Annotated in this window: 15 protein-coding genes; 7 read left to right on the plus strand and 8 right to left on the minus strand. The window is 60.5% G+C overall.

Annotated features, from left to right (window positions below; all coding sequences use genetic code 11):
* Positions 1-157: 157 nt before the first annotated feature.
* On the minus strand, positions 158-1,699 hold the full coding sequence (locus tag BT108_RS01200) for a DUF1302 family protein (RefSeq protein WP_255369562.1): 1,542 nt from the start codon (positions 1,697-1,699) through the stop codon (positions 158-160).
* 226 nt (positions 1,700-1,925) lie between these two features.
* Between BT108_RS01200 and BT108_RS01205 the strand changes: the two genes are divergently transcribed.
* Positions 1,926-2,687, plus strand: a complete 762-nt coding sequence (locus BT108_RS01205) for an outer membrane lipoprotein-sorting protein (protein WP_072292707.1) — start codon at positions 1,926-1,928, stop codon at positions 2,685-2,687.
* Between the two features lie 76 nt (positions 2,688-2,763).
* A complete protein-coding gene (locus BT108_RS01210) occupies positions 2,764-3,561 on the plus strand; it encodes a PEP-CTERM/exosortase system-associated acyltransferase (protein ID WP_255369563.1) in 798 nt (265 codons plus the stop codon).
* A 63-nt stretch (positions 3,562-3,624) separates the two neighbouring features.
* Here BT108_RS01210 and rng read toward each other — a convergent pair whose 3' ends face one another.
* The 3 genes from rng to BT108_RS13395 form a co-directional block, all read right to left on the minus strand.
* Positions 3,625-5,076 carry a ribonuclease G gene (gene rng / locus BT108_RS01215; protein WP_072292709.1) on the minus strand — a complete coding sequence of 484 codons (1,452 nt, stop codon included), beginning with the start codon at positions 5,074-5,076 and terminating at the stop codon, positions 3,625-3,627.
* Positions 5,077-5,107: 31 nt separating this feature from the next.
* Positions 5,108-5,731, minus strand: coding sequence for a Maf family protein (locus tag BT108_RS01220; protein ID WP_072292819.1), 624 nt, complete (start codon positions 5,729-5,731; stop codon positions 5,108-5,110).
* A 255-nt stretch (positions 5,732-5,986) separates the two neighbouring features.
* Complete coding sequence (locus BT108_RS13395) at positions 5,987-6,730, minus strand: hypothetical protein (protein WP_218184786.1); 744 nt, start codon at positions 6,728-6,730, stop codon at positions 5,987-5,989.
* Between BT108_RS13395 and BT108_RS01230 the strand changes: the two genes are divergently transcribed.
* On the plus strand, positions 6,706-7,872 hold the full coding sequence (locus BT108_RS01230; RefSeq protein ID WP_072292711.1) for a DesA family fatty acid desaturase: 1,167 nt from the start codon (positions 6,706-6,708) through the stop codon (positions 7,870-7,872). The genes BT108_RS13395 and BT108_RS01230 overlap by 25 nt on opposite strands.
* Positions 7,873-7,944: 72 nt before the next feature.
* On the opposite strand, the gene rpmG is transcribed toward BT108_RS01230, so the two are convergent.
* The 3 genes from rpmG to radC are packed head-to-tail and all read right to left on the minus strand — an operon-like array spanning position 7,945 to position 9,095.
* A complete protein-coding gene (gene rpmG, locus BT108_RS01235; protein WP_072292712.1) occupies positions 7,945-8,100 on the minus strand; it encodes a 50S ribosomal protein L33 in 156 nt (51 codons plus the stop codon).
* A gap of 29 nt (positions 8,101-8,129) precedes the next feature.
* Positions 8,130-8,363, minus strand: a complete 234-nt coding sequence (rpmB, locus tag BT108_RS01240; protein ID WP_072292713.1) for a 50S ribosomal protein L28 — start codon at positions 8,361-8,363, stop codon at positions 8,130-8,132.
* A 57-nt stretch (positions 8,364-8,420) separates the two neighbouring features.
* Positions 8,421-9,095 carry a RadC family protein gene (gene radC / locus BT108_RS01245; RefSeq protein WP_072292714.1) on the minus strand — a complete coding sequence of 225 codons (675 nt, stop codon included), beginning with the start codon at positions 9,093-9,095 and terminating at the stop codon, positions 8,421-8,423.
* A gap of 203 nt (positions 9,096-9,298) precedes the next feature.
* Here radC and coaBC point away from each other — a divergent pair, with 203 nt between their 5' ends.
* The 3 genes from coaBC (at position 9,299) to BT108_RS01260 (ending at position 11,549) form a co-directional block, all read left to right on the plus strand.
* Positions 9,299-10,525 carry a bifunctional phosphopantothenoylcysteine decarboxylase/phosphopantothenate--cysteine ligase CoaBC gene (gene coaBC, locus BT108_RS01250; RefSeq protein ID WP_072292715.1) on the plus strand — a complete coding sequence of 409 codons (1,227 nt, stop codon included), beginning with the start codon at positions 9,299-9,301 and terminating at the stop codon, positions 10,523-10,525.
* Positions 10,518-10,976 (plus strand): dUTP diphosphatase, encoded by a 459-nt coding sequence (gene dut / locus BT108_RS01255; RefSeq protein WP_255369564.1) that lies wholly within the window; start codon positions 10,518-10,520, stop codon positions 10,974-10,976. Before coaBC ends, dut begins: the two co-directional genes overlap by 8 nt.
* A 129-nt stretch (positions 10,977-11,105) precedes the next feature.
* Positions 11,106-11,549 (plus strand): DUF192 domain-containing protein, encoded by a 444-nt coding sequence (locus BT108_RS01260; protein WP_072292717.1) that lies wholly within the window; start codon positions 11,106-11,108, stop codon positions 11,547-11,549.
* 9 nt (positions 11,550-11,558) lie between these two features.
* On the opposite strand, the gene ffh is transcribed toward BT108_RS01260, so the two are convergent.
* A complete protein-coding gene (ffh, locus tag BT108_RS01265) occupies positions 11,559-12,908 on the minus strand; it encodes a signal recognition particle protein (protein ID WP_072292718.1) in 1,350 nt (449 codons plus the stop codon).
* A gap of 82 nt (positions 12,909-12,990) precedes the next feature.
* Between ffh and BT108_RS01270 the strand changes: the two genes are divergently transcribed.
* Positions 12,991-13,815, plus strand: a complete 825-nt coding sequence (locus BT108_RS01270) for a cytochrome C assembly family protein (RefSeq protein WP_072292719.1) — start codon at positions 12,991-12,993, stop codon at positions 13,813-13,815.
* The last annotated feature ends 72 nt before the right edge of the window (positions 13,816-13,887 follow it).

Here is a 13,887-nt window from a genome sequence, read left to right on the forward strand (position 1 = left end):
AGAGGCGGGCGAATGAAGCACGACTGCATCGAAGGCCCGTACGTCCTTCCCGTGCCTCGCTCAACCATTGGATTCCAAATACGCGAGCATGAAAGCTACCGGGGAATATACCTCCAACCCCATCAGGGGTCAATGCGGCACTCGATGCCCGCAGATATCAGAAGGAATAGCGCAATTCACTGTAGACACGGTCGCTATGGTCGAAGCGCCCAAACAGGCCGGTGGGCCTCCCGCCGAAAATGTCGGCACCCAGCGCCCAGCGCCAGTCCTTTTGAAAATTCCAGGACAACCGGGGCCGGAACATCCAGTCGCTATGATTCAGGCTGTGAATCAGCAAGGCCTGCGCCTCCAGCTTGTTCCAGATCTTGCCGTTGAGCAGGATGCTGGCGCCGCTTTCCCTTTTGTCCGCGATGAGATCGGGATCGTGCCCGAAATAGACGCGTTGAAAGAATTGCAGATTCAGGCGGGTTTCGGCCGGAAGATTGAAATCGAGGCCCAGCACGTAGTCCAGGGTATTCTGCCTGGCCAGGCCATCGACGGCGGCCGGGCGAGTGACATTGAACTTGCGGCCATCCGTATAGATCAACTCGCCCTTCAGCACGATCGACCCGAAGTCCTTGGCGAAGGTTGCGCCGACCTGGTCGATCTTGTCGTGGCGTGCCTGGAACACGGGGGGGGCAGCGGGTCCGCTGACGCGATAGAACGTGGGAGACGCATCGAGGCTGTGGTAATAGAATCCCGACACGTCCCAGCCGTCTTTCAGGTATGACAGACGAAGCCCATAGTTCGAGTTGCCGATATTGCGCCCCGATCGATCTTCGGGAAGGTAGCCGGCCCCTCGCAGCGGGCCGGAATAATAGTCGGCGCCCGGCCTGCCGATTTCATCGAGCGTTGCCACGGGGATCCACAATACTTCGGCATGCAGGTCGTCTTTCGTATATTCGGTACGCATGGCCCATTGGGGAATGCGCATGATATCGAACGAAGGGAGGATGAATTCACGCATATCCCTGGCCGACACCACGTCCGCGAAGAACAGCCCGACCATTTCACCCCATATGACGTGCTGGCGGCCCAGCCGGAAATCGAAATCACCTGCGGAGATGTCCAGATAGTTCTCGCGCAGGAAGAAGTCGTAGCGCTGATCCCGCCGAACCTCGGATGGATAGAAGCCTGACAGATCGTAGGCGGCGTCATAGTCGAAGCGGCCGCTTATCTTCCACTTCACATTCGCGCCGAACTGCCCGGTGCGGGAAAGCTCGGTACGCAGTTTTCCTTTGGAAAAATGTTCCGGGCGACTGTAGGTTCCTGCAATCTCAAGCTGGGAAAATCCTTTCCAGCCGGTTGTCAACTCGTTCCAGATGAGCGCGCCGGATGACGCGGATTCGTCGGGGCCGGAGGGCGGCGGGGAGGTGTCGAGGATATTTCCGTTTCCCCCGCCGCGCTGCACCGTCATCAGACTGCCCCCCGTATTCCCGGCTGCCGCATGAATCGGGGACAGCAGGGAGGGCCCGTTGCCGACTGCGGCATGCCCGACCGCCCTGGTGACCGGCGAGCCCAATGGCGTTTGCGCTTCATATGGGTGAGAGTAGGGCGGATGGCCGGTCCCGTCGGCCAGACCGTGGGACGACAGGGAGAGCAGTCCCGCAATCAGTACCGAGCCTCCGAGTTCGTATGGGTATGTCTCACGCCGTGCCATGATGTGTGCCTGGATTTCCTTTGATGCTCCGCCGAATCAAGCCTTCGCCGTTGCTTTACCCATTGCAGAGTGCTTTCACTGGGACTATGATGGAAACCCAGCCGATTTGTCTGCAGAGGGGTTTCCGGCCATGTCACATGTGCATGCGGCTCCCGCATGCCATGAAGATCATCCCAGTCCTGAAATGTGCGATTCCGTGAGGAATCGCCACCTGTAGCGAGGAGCCATGATGAACCAGTCCTTCCTGTATCGGTTGATGGTAGCCTGCCTCTTCCTGGCCTCGGTGCCTTCCACGGTGGCCAGAGCGGAGGAGGCGATATCCGCGCAAGGCATCCTCGAGAACGCCGATCAGATACGCTTCCCGCGGGAAAGCTTCCAGGTCGATGTCAACGTCACCTCCACTGCGCCTGACCAGGCGGCGGACATCCGCAAATACCGGGTCTTGTCCAAGGGCAATGAAAACAGCGTCGTGATGACTGTCGAGCCTGCCTCGGATCGTGGCCAGGCGATATTGATGAAGGGTCGTGATCTGTGGATATTCCTTCCGGATGTTTCTCAACCGGTACGTCTGTCATTATCTCAGAGACTGACCGGCCAGGTGGCAAATGGCGACTTGGCCCGCGCCAATTTTACAGGCGACTACAATGCGACGATCCTGCGCACGGACACCATAGACGACGAGAAATTCTACGTATTGGAACTGACCGGTGTCGACCGGGGAGTCACCTATCACAAGGTTTTATACTGGATACGCCAAACGAACCATTGGCCATACCGTGCCGAATTTTACTCGCTTTCCGATCGTCTGCTCAAAACCGCTTATTATGAAGACTTCAAGTTGCTCCTCGGCAAACACAGGCCTACACGCCTCGTCATGGAAGATGCATTGCGGAAGGGTGAAAAATCCGTACTGGAATATTCCGAAATGAAGCTGCAGGATTTGCCGGATAAAATCTTTACCAAGAACTACCTGAAGAAACTCGAGTAGACCCCTATTGAATCGTCGGCAACGGCCGTAATACCCTGCAACGAGTACCACCTACCTAAAAACTCGAATATCCCTATTGAAGCCTTCCGCATCTCGATTTGCCAAGGAGATCGAAATGACTTCTGGTGAAGCTTTTACCCTGGGTAACGCTTTCAGGCAGTACTTTGAAATCGTGCCCGCAGTTTCCGATGCCTTGAAAGACGAGGTCTATCGGATACGGCATCAGGTCTACTGCGAGGATCTGAAATTCGAGCCAACGCGACCGGATGGCCGTGAGGTCGATGAACATGATCCGCATTCGCTGCATATTCTGATATGCAGCAGCAAAACGAAAAGGTTCGTCGGTTGCACGCGCATCATTCGTCCCCGGCCGGGCAATCCGCACGACCTTCTGCCTTTCGAGAAGGCGTGTGCCGCGACGCTGGACCGATCCGTCGTCGATCCCGCAAAACTAGCGCGTTGCAGCATTGGGGAAGTGTCACGCCTGGCTGTGGTGGCCGATTACCGCCGACGCAAGGGCGAGTCGAACGTGGCAATGGGGATTTCGGAGGCGGATTTCGGCACGCCGCTCCAGCCCCGTTTTCCATTCATCCCGATTGGCTTGTACCTTGCCACGACCGAGCTGGCACGATTGAACGGGGTCGAGACGGTATTTGTCCTGACGGAGGAACGGCTTGCGAGCCATTTCGACAAGCTGGGGTTCAATCTCCAGTATATCGGCCGCCCGATCGAGCACCATGGCGTACGTGTTCCCTCGATGATGAGCGTGAGCAGCGTCATACGCAACATGCGAACCAACCTGCAGTCACTCTACCGCACCATTGCGGCGGACATAGCAAGGGGCCTGGAGCAGAAGGAGGCGGAAGAGCCATGAGCGCCGTGCTCGCCTGCGCCGCACGACGGCTTGGCGAAAGGCGGCGCAACATGTCTGCCCTTCCTACACCAAGATGACGTCATACTGCTCCTGCGAGTAGGTCGTTTCCACCTGCAGGCTGATGGGTTTGGCGATGAAGTCGCCGAGCTGCGCCAGGCTCTGCGACTCCTCGTCCAGGAACAGGTCGATCACCTGCTGGGAGGCGAGGATGCGGAATTCCCGGGCATCGAACTGGCGTGATTCGCGCAGCAGTTCGCGCAGGATTTCGTAGCACATCGTCTGGGCGGTCCGGACCTCGCCGCGCCCCTGGCAGGTAGGGCACGTTTCGCACAGGATATGGGCCAGGCTCTCGCGCGTGCGCTTGCGCGTCATTTCCACCAATCCGAGTGCCGTGAAGCCATTGACCGTCATGCGGGTGCGATCCTTCGCCAGGGATTTCTTGAATTCCGCGAGGACGGCATTCTTGTGATCCACGCTCTCCATGTCGATGAAATCGATGATGATGATGCCGCCCAGGTTCCGCAGCCTCAATTGGCGCGCGATGACCTGCGCCGCCTCCAGGTTGGTCTTGAAGACGGTATCGTCGAAGCTGCGGACCCCCACGAACCCGCCTGTATTGACGTCTATGGTGGTGAGGGCCTCGGTCTGGTCGATGATCAGGTAGCCGCCGGACTTGAGGTCCACGCGCCGCGCAAGGCATTTCTCGATCTCGCTCTCGATGCCGTACAGGTCGAACAGCGGGCGTTCTCCCGCATAGTGACTGATCCGCTCCGTCACATTGGCCATGTAGTCTTGCGAAAAGCCGATCATTTTCTGGAAGGTCTCGCGTGAATCCACGAGTATCCTGGCCGTGCCGTCATCCACGAAATCGCGCAGCACGCGGTGGCCCAGGGTCAGATCCTGATAGAGCAGCCCGGGCGCGCCGGTCGAGAATTTTTCCTCGATGTCGTGCCACAGCTTGTACAGATAGTCGATGTCGGTCTGCAGTTCCTGGTCGCTGGCGGCCTCTGCCATGGTGCGGATGATGAAGCCGCCCTTCTCCCCCGTGGGAAGCAGGTGCTTCAGTTTCTCGCGCAGCAGCTTGCGCTCGGTTTCGTCCTCGATGCGCTGGGAAATGCCGATGTGGGAGACCTGCGGCAGGTAGACCAGCATGCGTCCGGCGATGCTCACCTGCGTGGAAAGGCGTGCGCCCTTCGTGCTGATGGAGTCCTTGATCACCTGGACCAGCACGTGCTTGCCCTCGTACAGCAGGCGTTCGATGGGCTTGTCGGCGTCCTCGCCCTGGCGCACCCTCCAGATGTCGGCCAGATGCAGGAAGGCGGCGCGCTCCAGGCCGATGTCCACGAATGCGGACTGCATGCCCGGCAGCACCCTGGTGACGCGGCCGTTGTATATGTTGCCGACGATGCCGCGATTGCTGGTGCGCTCGATGTGCAGTTCCTGGACCGCGCCCTGCTCCATGACCGCGACGCGGGTTTCCTGCGGCGTGACGTTGACGAGGATTTCGCTGGTCATGGAAGTCGGGGCTGGAGGGGGCGGCGTCAGGTCAGCGCAGTATTCTGATCCCGGATTCCTCCAGGAGCTGGGCGGTCTCGAACAGCGGCAATCCCATGACACCGCTGTAGCTCCCGGCGATCTCCGTCACGAAGACCGCCGCGATCCCCTGGATCGCGTAGCCTCCGGCCTTGTCGTGGCCCTCCTCGTGCGCGAGGTAGCTTTCGATGTCGCGTTCGCTGAGAGAGCGGAAACGCACCGTGGAGGCGCAGACGCGTACGTGCAGCCCATTCTGCGCGGCGACTGCGACGGCGGTCAATACCTGATGAATCCGGCCTGACAGCGCCTCCATCATTTCCCGTGCATGGGCCGGGCTCGCCGGCTTGCCGAAGATACGGTCTCCCAGCACCACGATGGTATCGGCGGCGAGCACCGGCAGTTGCGGCAGCTTGCGCTGCATGAGCTGCATCCAACCGATACCCGCCTTGTTCCGCGCCACGCGCGCGACGTAGGCATGCGGCGCTTCATCCGGCATCGACGACTCGTCGACATCGGCCGCGCGAGGCGCCGCCTCGCGCAGCAGCAGCGTGGCGAAATCGACGCCGATCTGCTTCAGCAGCTCTCGCCGGCGGGGGCTGCGCGAAGCAAGATAGATCCGGTTTTCGGGTGAGGTCATCCTGTCCTGGTTGAAGCCATCCTGAAATCCAGGCAATCGATCGTTGCAGCAGAGAGCAGGATTCCGGGTAATGGTCGCTCCCGACTGTACTGATGGATATCACGACTTCGACGAGCCCGGCTGGAGAGGGAGCGCTGGCAGGATATTCTCCTGCCGAGGCAGGGGAGGCTGTGCATCCCGGACCGCCGGCCTCGTGCCATCTTTCATCGAGGGCGGGAATGGACGGGTATTCTAATACAGAACCTGTCTCTCCCACTAATCAATGGCGGCATGCGGAAAAAATGGGTCCATCGAAGATTGCCGGGGAAAGCGGCACGGATTTCGGCAAGAGGCATTTCTGGTCGTGACATCCGTAAACCAGGCACCATGGTAAAGTGAAATGCAACGCATCCCAGCGCTGTCCGGAAGATGATGGGTTGCGCTGCGCTCTGCCCATCCTGCCCGTCCTTGCCCTCGCGCTTTTTTTTCGCGCAGCAACGCGGCCAGGAAACAGGTGTTAAGCGTTGCCAGGCCCTGATCCACGCCGAACCGAAAAAATTTGCCGGCGTTGCGTTGAACCCCCCTGACGGGATCGGGTCGTAATTTTTGTGCAGGCGGGAAAACGGGAAGCGAGGAGAACATGGCGCATCGACAGCCTTCATCTTCAAGAAAACGGAAATCACGGGCCGTGCTCCTGCCACACGAGCGCGACGAGACCGTCGGGCCGGAAAGCACTGCCGCAGCCACGATGCACAAGAAGTCGCGCGATGCGGTTGAGCAGGCCGGCAGGGATGTCGAGAGCGGATTGAAGGACACCGAGCGCCGCGGCATTCCATCGGACATCCCTGCAGGAATCCGCAGGAAACGGATATAGGAGAGGGTTCCACGACCCGGCCGATCCTTGATGCTTCTTAGCACAATTTCTTGACTAAAGATCGGTTTCACTTTAAATTGCAATCTCTTTTTCCCGGAATTCAAAAAAAGGATACTCAACAGTGACGGGTCTTGTCGATTTGCCATGGTGGGGCTATATTGCGGTCATTCTGGGCCTCACCCATATCACGATTGCCAGCATCACGATCTATCTCCACCGCCATCAGGCCCACCGCTCACTGGATCTGCATCCGATACCCAGCCATTTCTTCAGATTCTGGCTGTGGCTGACCACCGGCATGGTCACCAAGGAGTGGACCGCGATACATCGCAAGCATCATGCCAAGTGTGAAACCTCCGATGATCCCCACAGCCCGCAGATATTCGGCATCGGCAAGGTCCTCAAGGAAGGTTCGGAACTCTATCGGGCGGAGGCCAAGAATCTGGAAACCCTGGAAAGGTACGGCCACGGGACGCCGGACGACTGGCTGGAACGCAATGTCTATGCCGGCCAGAGCCGCAAGGGTGTCGCGCTGATGCTGGTCATCGACCTCGTCCTGTTCGGAACCATGGGTCTCACGGTATGGGCGATACAGATGGCGTGGGCTCCCATCATGGCGGCCGGCGTCATCAATGGAGTGGGGCATTTCTGGGGGTATCGCAACTTCCAGGCGGAGGATGCAAGCCGCAACATCGTTCCCTGGGGCATACTCATCGGCGGAGAGGAACTGCACAACAATCATCACGCCTATGCCACCTCCGCCAGGCTTTCCAACAAGTGGTACGAGTTCGACATCGGCTGGCTGTATATCCGTATCCTGGAGATGATGGGGCTGGCGCAGGTGAAGAAGATCGCGCCCAAGCTGCGCCTGGATGCGGCCAAGACGAAGTGCGACCTGGATACCCTCCAGGCCGTCATTTCACATCGCTACGAGGTGCTCGCGAAGTATGCCCAGTCGCTCAAGCTGACGCTGGCCAAGGAAATCGATCATCTCAAGGAGGCCACTACCCATCTGGGGGTGGATCGGCCTACGCTCAAGCGCTGGGTGCTGGCCGATTCCAAGACCCTGCAGGAGGACGAGCGCGCGAAGCTGAGCGCGGTGCTGAGCAAGGCCGTCACGCTGGACAAGGTCTATACCATGCGCGAGGAGCTCATGACTGTCTGGCAGCGCTCGACGGCCTCGAAGGATGATCTGGTGCGGCAGCTCGAGGATTGGTGTCATCGTGCGGAAGAAAGCGGTATCGAGGTGCTCGAAAAATTCTCCCGCAGGCTGCGCTGCTACGCCTGAGAGGAGCCCAGGGTTACACCACCAACAAAAAACCCGCATCATGCGGGTTTTTTGTTGGTGGTGACGGGGATCCTATTTCAGCTTGATTTCCTTGTACTTGACGTGCTTGCGCACCACGGGATCAAACTTGAGAATTTCCAGTTTCTCCGGCGTGGTGCGCTTGTTCTTGGTGGTGGTGTAGAAGTGTCCCGTACCCGCCGACGATTCCAGCTTTATCTTTTCCCGCATGATGTTTTCCCGAGTTGTCTATCCTGGACCTAGACGATGCCGCGAGCGCGCAGGTCCGCCAGCACGGGTTCGATACCGTTCTTGTCTATGGTGCGCAGCGCCGCATTCGACAGTCGCAGGCTGATCCACCGTTTCTCGCTTTCCACCCAGAAGCGACGATGCTGCAGATTGGGCAGAAAACGCCGTTTCGTCTTGTTGTTGGCATGGGAAACATGGTGCCCGGTCATGGGTTTCTTGCCGGTCAATTCGCATACGCGTGCCATGTGGAGCGCTCCAGAAATCGATTGATCCGGAATTATACTCCAGATCCGAGGATTTCCTCAAATCAATCCTCGTTCGGCAAAAGACATGGCGATGCCGTTGCCGATGATGAAGTGATCCAGCACTCTGACATCCACCAGCGCAAGCGCCTGCTTGAGCGACTGGGTCAGAATCTCGTCGGCGCGGCTGGGTTCCGCCACGCCGGAAGGGTGATTATGGGCAAAGATGATGGCCGCGGCATTGTAGTGCAGCGCGCGTTTCACCACCTCACGGGGATATACGCTGGTCTGCGCAAGGGTTCCCCTGAACAGTTCCTCGCTGGCGATGGCATGGTGCCGGGTATCGAGGAAGATGCCCATGAACACCTCATGCTGCCTGCCTCCGAGCAACAGCCGCAGATAATTGCGCACGACTTCCGGAGAATCCATGGCATCGCCGGTCTTCAGCCTTTCCGCGAGCGCACGCCTCGCCATCTCAAGTACCGCCTGCAATTGGGCGTACTTGGCGGGTCCCAGTCCGGGCACCTGGCAGAAAGCTTCCCGCTCTGCCGCAAATAGACCCGTCGGTCCGCCAAAGCGTCCGAGAAGTTCGCGTGCCAGGTCCACGGCACTCTTTCCCTTCATGCCGGTTCTCAGGAATATTGCCAGGAGTTCGGCATCGGAGAGGTGAGATGCGCCGTGCAGCAGCAGTCTTTCGCGTGGCCGCTCGGATTCGGGCCAGTCCGGGATCGCCATGATGTGGTGAACGAGGGAAGAGGCGGAGTTCGAATGAGCAGAGTATCAGGGAAGCGCCTTGTTTTCCAGTGGAGGTAGGCGGATATCGTCCATTCGCATGCTGCATCATCCCGCTGCAGTGCCGAAGCAGGGGCGTGCATGAGGACGTGCTTTTTGAGTTAAACTCCCGGTCTCCATCGAAGCGTTCTTATTTACCACTACGTATGGCGATCGATCCACTCCCCCCTCACGCCGGACGCCTGCTGCTGGGGCTGACCGGCGGCGTGGCTGCGTACAAGGCGGCTGAGCTTGCTCGCCTGCTGGTGCAGGATGGCATGGACGTGCAGGCGGTCATGACCGAGTCGGCCCGCCATTTCGTGGGTACTGCGACGCTGCAGGCCCTGACGGGAAAACCCGTATTCACGGATCTATGGGACCCCGGTGCGGCCGGCGGCATGGCGCATATCGAACTTTCGCGGGGTGTGGATGCCATCCTGGTGGCACCTGCCAGCGCCGACTTCATCGCCAAGCTTGCCCATGGGTTTGCCGGCGACCTGCTCTCCGCGGTGTGTCTTGCGCGTGACTGTCCCCTGCTGCTGGCGCCCGCCATGAACCGGCAGATGTGGGAGCATCCCGCCACGCAGCGCAACATCGCCACGCTGACGCAGGATGGCGTGACGATACTGGGCCCGGCGAGCGGCGCCCAGGCCTGCGGCGAGACCGGCATGGGCCGCATGCTGGAGGCTGCCGAGCTTGCCGGGGCGGTGCATGCCTTTTCCCGTCCGGGCCTCCTGCACGGCAGGCGCGTACTCGTGACCGCAGGGCCGACGTACGAGGCCATCGACGCGGTGCGGGGGCTGACCAACCTGAGTTCGGGGAAGATGGGCTATGCGGTGGCGCGCGCGGCGGCCGAGGCCGGAGCGGACGTGACGCTCGTCTCCGGTCCCGTGTGCCTTCCCGTTCCCGCACGGGTCAGGCGGGTGGGCGTGGTCAGCGCACTGGAGATGCTGGCGGCCGTGAAGGCGCAGCTCGAGGATGGCGTCGATATCTTCGTGGGTGTTGCGGCGGTCGCCGACTATCGTGCGGCCAGCACGAGCAGGCGCAAGCTGAAGAAGCAGGCAGAGGGTATCCTGCTGGAGTGCGTTCCGAATCCCGATATCATCGGCTACGTGGCGGATTTGCCCCGGCCGCCCTTCTGTGTCGGCTTCGCGGCGGAGACGGAAAACCTGGAAAAGAATGCGCAGACCAAGCGGCGTGACAAGAAGCTCCCGCTGCTGGCCGCCAACCTAGTACAGGACGCGGTTTCCAGCGATGAAAACATACTGATTCTGTTTGACGATGGCGGCAGGACGTACCTACCGAAAGCGCCCAAGATCGAGCAGGCACGGCGACTGATCGGGCATGCCGCGGCACTGTATGCGAAATGGGATGGAGGGAGAGCCGGTGGATGACAGGAAGAGGGTCGATGTCAGGATCCTGGATCCGCGCATGCGGGATCAACTGCCCACCTATGCCACCCCGGGGTCCGCGGGCCTGGATCTGCGCGCCTGCATCGATCACGCCATGACGATAGCGCCGGGACAGGCTGACCTCATCCCGACCGGCATCGCCATTCATCTCGCCGATCCCGGCCTGGCGGCGATGGTGCTGCCACGCTCGGGCCTGGGCCACAGGCATGGCATCGTGCTGGGAAACCTGGTCGGTCTCATCGACTCAGACTATCAGGGGCAGATACTCGTCTCCTGCTGGAATCGCGGAACGCACTCCTTTTCTCTCGATCCCTTCGAGCGTATCGCGCAACTGGTGGTGGTGCCGGTGGTGCAGGTGGCTTTCGAGGTGGTCGATGACTTTGCGCGGAGCCGGCGGGGCGACGGAGGGTTCGGCAGCACCGGCAAGCATTGAACCGGCGGGCATGGAAATGCTCCCATTCTCTCGAGAACCGCGACCGGCTAATCGTCAAGCCACCGGGAAATCGGTGCCGGATTGCCGGGCCTCGAGCACGATTCTGGCATTAAAGAAAGAGGAGAACGAATGAATCGCGTCTTCCGGTGGCTGTTCATTCTTGTCCTGCCGCTGACGTCCGGGTCAGCCATGGCGGAAATGCCGGTGGCAGACCTTGGAATTTCCGGTCATGCTTTCTCCGTGGAGGTCGCGCGCACCCATGATACCCGCTCAAGAGGGCTGATGTTCCGGCAGTCGCTGGGCGAGAACGACGGCATGCTGTTCGTGTTTGCCGAGACCGTGGAGCAGAGCATGTGGATGATGAACACCGCGATTCCCCTGAGCGTGGCCTTCATCGATGAAGCGGGCGTGATTCTCAATATTGCCGACATGGCGCCCTATACCTTGACGGCGCATCGTTCGGCGGGAGCGGCGAAGTATGCGCTGGAGATGAATCTGGGCTGGTTCGCAGCGCGCAAGATCGCCGCCGGCGCACGCCTGACCGGGCTCGAAAAGGTCCCGCCGGCCAGATGACCCGTCGGTTCACCGCATGCCCGGCAGCATGCCCTTCATGCCTCGCAGCATCTTCGCCATGCCCCCCTTGCTCATCATCTTCATCATCTTCTGGGTTTGCTCGAACTGCGCCAGCAGGCGATTCACCTCCTGCACCGTGACGCCCGCCCCGGCGGCGATGCGCCGCTTGCGGGATGCCTTCAGGATATCCGGCCGGGTGCGTTCCTGGGGGGTCATCGCATCGATGATGCCTTCGGTGCGCCCCATGAGTCTGTCGTCTATCTTCACCTTCTGCACCGCCTGTGTCAGCTGGGCGGGCAACTTTTCCATCATGGCGCCCATCCCGCCCATGTTCTTCATCTGCTGAAGCTGTGCCTTGAAGTCGTTCAGGTCGAAGCTCTTGCCGGACTTCATCTTCCTGGCGAGCTTCTCGGCTTCCTCCCGATCCACACCGCGCTGGGCTTCCTCGATCAGGCCCAGGACATCGCCCATGCCAAGGATGCGCGAGGCCATGCGGTCCGGGTGGAATGCCTCCAGTCCGTTCATTTTCTCGGCGATCCCGGCGAACTTGATCGGCTTGCCGGTTACGTGGAGTACCGACAATGCGGCTCCGCCGCGGGCATCCCCGTCGAGCTTGGTGAGCACGATGCCTGTCAGAGGCAGGGCCTCGGCGAACGCCTTTGCAGTGTTGACCGCGTCCTGTCCCTGCATGGCGTCCACCACGAACAGCGTTTCAACGGGTTTCAACAGCGCTCCCAGCGCGCTGATCTCCTCCATCATGGCCGTGTCGACGGCAAGCCGGCCGGCGGTGTCCACGATCATGACGTCATGGAAGTGCTTGCGGGCGAAATCCAGGGCGGCGGCGGCGATCTCCCCGGGTCGCTGCCCGCTCTGGACCGGAAAGAAGTCCGCGCCGGTCTGCCCGGCCAGCAACTGCAGTTGCTGGATGGCGGCAGGCCGATAGGTATCGCAGGATACCAACAGCACCTTTTTCCTTTTCTGCTCCATCAGCCATTTGGCGAGCTTGCCGCTGCTGGTCGTCTTGCCCGCGCCCTGCAACCCGGCCATGAGTATCACTGCCGGCGGGGTGGTCGCCAGGTTGATCTCGGCCTTTTCCCCGCCCATGATGGCGATCAGCTCCCGGTGCACCACTCCCACCAGCGCCTGACCGGGCGAGAGGCTGCCCACGACCTCCTGGCCGACGGCCTTTTCCCGGATCCGTGCGACGAATTCCCTGACCACAGGCAAGGCGACGTCGGCTTCCAGGAGCGCCATGCGCACCTCTCGCAGCGCATCCTGAATATTGTCGTCGGTCAGCCTTGCCTCGCCTTTCAGGGTCTTGATGACGGCAGAAAGCCGGTGCGTCAGGTTGTCGAACATGCGAAATGCCCCTCGGGAAAAATTGGTGTAGACTAACTGAAATAGGTTGAATTCAGTTGAATTTTTAAGATCTGCCCGTTCAATGCCCGTCATTCTAGCCTATGCCGTTGCCTGTCTGCTGTACGGACTGATCAGCTGGCATTTCTGGCGCACCCAATGGAGCCCCGTGTCGCAGCGGAAAGGAGATGCCCCGGCCGCGGAATGGGAGCGATACGCGTTGCTCGCGCCGCTGTGCCTGCATGGCTACACGCTGTACCAGTCGGTATTTTCCGGCGAAGGGCTGAATTTCGGAGTGGGCAGCGCGGTCTCGTCCATCGTCTGGCTGACGGCGTCGATCTACTGGCTGTCGGGGTTCTTTCACCGTTTCGAGGGATTGCAGACCCTGGTGGCCCCGGTGGCGGCGGTGGCAGTGCTGCTGCCGCTGGCGTTTCCCTCGCTGCGTCCCCTGGCCAACACCGAATTTCCCGCTTTCAAGGCGCATATTTCCATCGCCATGCTGGCCTACAGCCTGCTCACCATCGCCGCGTTCCATGCCTTGCTGATGGCGGTGGTGGAACGCCGCCTGCATCGTCCCTCGATGCCGGCGGTGCTGGCGGGGCTGCCTCCGCTCCTGACCATGGAGAAGCTGCTGTTCCGCGTCATCTGGGTGGGATTCGTGCTGCTGACGCTGACGCTGCTCAGCGGCATCGTTTTTTCGGAGGAAGTGTTTGGCCAGCCACTCAAGTTCACGCACAAGACCTTGTTCGGCATCATTTCCTGGGCGGTGTTCGCAGCGCTGCTGGCGGGCAGGCAGCTCTACGGCTGGCGTGGGCGCATCGCCGTCCGTTGGACCCTGACCGGCTTCGTCATTCTGCTGCTGGCCTACCTCGGAAGCAAGTTCGTACTGGAAGTGATCCTGAAGCGCTGACGTGCCGCAAGGCTGTCGATTGCGCGCCGTGGCCGCTCGCAGGTTCCGAATTCCTCCACCGCATGAGAAGGA

The sequence above is a fragment of the Nitrosovibrio sp. Nv17 genome (assembly GCF_900119085.1).
Classification (GTDB): domain Bacteria; phylum Pseudomonadota; class Gammaproteobacteria; order Burkholderiales; family Nitrosomonadaceae; genus Nitrosospira.

What these genes read in the sequence shown, in the direction of transcription:
- BT108_RS01205 (WP_072292707.1), top strand. Translation starts at nt 1,926, where the DNA reads ATGATGAACCAGTCCTTCCTGTATCGGTTGATGGTAGCCTGCCTCTTC.
- BT108_RS01270 (WP_072292719.1), top strand. Translation starts at nt 12,991, where the DNA reads ATGCCCGTCATTCTAGCCTATGCCGTTGCCTGTCTGCTGTACGGACTG.
- BT108_RS01220 (WP_072292819.1), bottom strand. Translation starts at nt 5,731, where the DNA reads ATGACCTCACCCGAAAACCGGATCTATCTTGCTTCGCGCAGCCCCCGC.
- ffh (WP_072292718.1), bottom strand. Translation starts at nt 12,908, where the DNA reads ATGTTCGACAACCTGACGCACCGGCTTTCTGCCGTCATCAAGACCCTG.
- rpmB (WP_072292713.1), bottom strand. Translation starts at nt 8,363, where the DNA reads ATGGCACGCGTATGCGAATTGACCGGCAAGAAACCCATGACCGGGCAC.
- BT108_RS01200 (WP_255369562.1), bottom strand. Translation starts at nt 1,699, where the DNA reads ATGGCACGGCGTGAGACATACCCATACGAACTCGGAGGCTCGGTACTG.
- BT108_RS01260 (WP_072292717.1), top strand. Translation starts at nt 11,106, where the DNA reads ATGAATCGCGTCTTCCGGTGGCTGTTCATTCTTGTCCTGCCGCTGACG.
- BT108_RS13395 (WP_218184786.1), bottom strand. Translation starts at nt 6,730, where the DNA reads ATGGCAAATCGACAAGACCCGTCACTGTTGAGTATCCTTTTTTTGAAT.
- coaBC (WP_072292715.1), top strand. Translation starts at nt 9,299, where the DNA reads ATGGCGATCGATCCACTCCCCCCTCACGCCGGACGCCTGCTGCTGGGG.
- radC (WP_072292714.1), bottom strand. Translation starts at nt 9,095, where the DNA reads ATGGCGATCCCGGACTGGCCCGAATCCGAGCGGCCACGCGAAAGACTG.
- rpmG (WP_072292712.1), bottom strand. Translation starts at nt 8,100, where the DNA reads ATGCGGGAAAAGATAAAGCTGGAATCGTCGGCGGGTACGGGACACTTC.
- rng (WP_072292709.1), bottom strand. Translation starts at nt 5,076, where the DNA reads ATGACCAGCGAAATCCTCGTCAACGTCACGCCGCAGGAAACCCGCGTC.